This window comes from Streptomyces sp. SID12501 (genome assembly GCF_010550245.1).
Lineage (GTDB): Bacteria > Actinomycetota > Actinomycetes > Streptomycetales > Streptomycetaceae > Streptomyces.
Genome location: NZ_JAAGLU010000128.1, coordinates 1 through 1029, shown reverse-complemented (window position 1 = coordinate 1029; position 1029 = coordinate 1). Strand labels below are relative to the sequence as shown.

At 66.9% G+C, this 1029-nt stretch carries 1 protein-coding gene; it reads left to right on the top strand.

What is annotated here, in order from left to right; all coding sequences use genetic code 11:
• A partial coding sequence (locus tag G3I71_RS44760) for a cyclase family protein (RefSeq protein ID WP_203733004.1) occupies positions 1 to 1029 on the top strand: 1029 nt, incomplete at both ends.

Here is a 1029-nt window from a genome sequence, read left to right as displayed (position 1 = left end):
GACGAAGCGTTGGAAGCAGCGTCCGCCGGGCTCGACCTGGGGCGACTGGGGCGAGGACGACGAGCTGGGCCGGATCAACCTGCTCACCCGGGAGAAGGTCCTCCAAGGTGTGCGCGAGGTCGAGCACGGCATCGCCTTCAGCCTCAGTCTGCCGCTGGACTATCCCGGCGGTACGGCCATGAACCAGCGCCGCTACCCGCCGATCCTGCGCCCCACCGAAGACCTCCAGCACAACCAGGACGTCTTCTACAACATCAAAGCCAGCGAACACTTCTCCCCCGACCTCATCGACGTATGGTCCGACGACGTGGTCACCCTCTGGCTCCAGTACTCCACCCAGTGGGACGCCCTCGCCCACCAGGGCGCCGAGTTCGACGCCGACGCCGACGGCATCGACGAAGCCGTCTACTACAACGGCTACCGCGCCGACACCGACCTCGTCGGACCCAAACAGGACGCCAAGGGCGACGGCAGCGGAAGCCTCGGCTTCGCCCGCCACCTCGGCCTCGAACACATGGCCAAACACGGCGTCCAGGGACGCGGCGTCCTCATCGACATCGCCCACCACCTCGGCACCGAATACCAGCCCGTCAACTACCGACAGCTCCGCGACATCATGGACGCCGACAACGTCACCGTCGAACCCGGCGACATCGTCCTGCTCCACACCGGCTTCGCCACCCAGATCCTCGCCTGGGAGAAGAATCCGGATCCGGTCGCGATCCATCAGACGGCCGCCTACCTCGACGCCCACGACCCGGAGATCCTCCAGTGGATCACCGACTCCCAACTCGCGGGCCTGGTCGCGGACAACTACGCCGTCGAGGGAGTCGGCGTCGGCAACGAAACCGGCCGGCACTCGCTCCTGCCCATCCACCACCTCTGCCTCTTCAAACTCGGCATCCCCCTCGGCGAACTCTGGTACCTCAAAGAACTCGCCGCCTGGCTGCGCGAACACCACCGCAGCCGCTTCCTCCTCACCGCACCCCCACTCCACCTCCCCGGCACCCAAGGCAGCCCCCTCACACC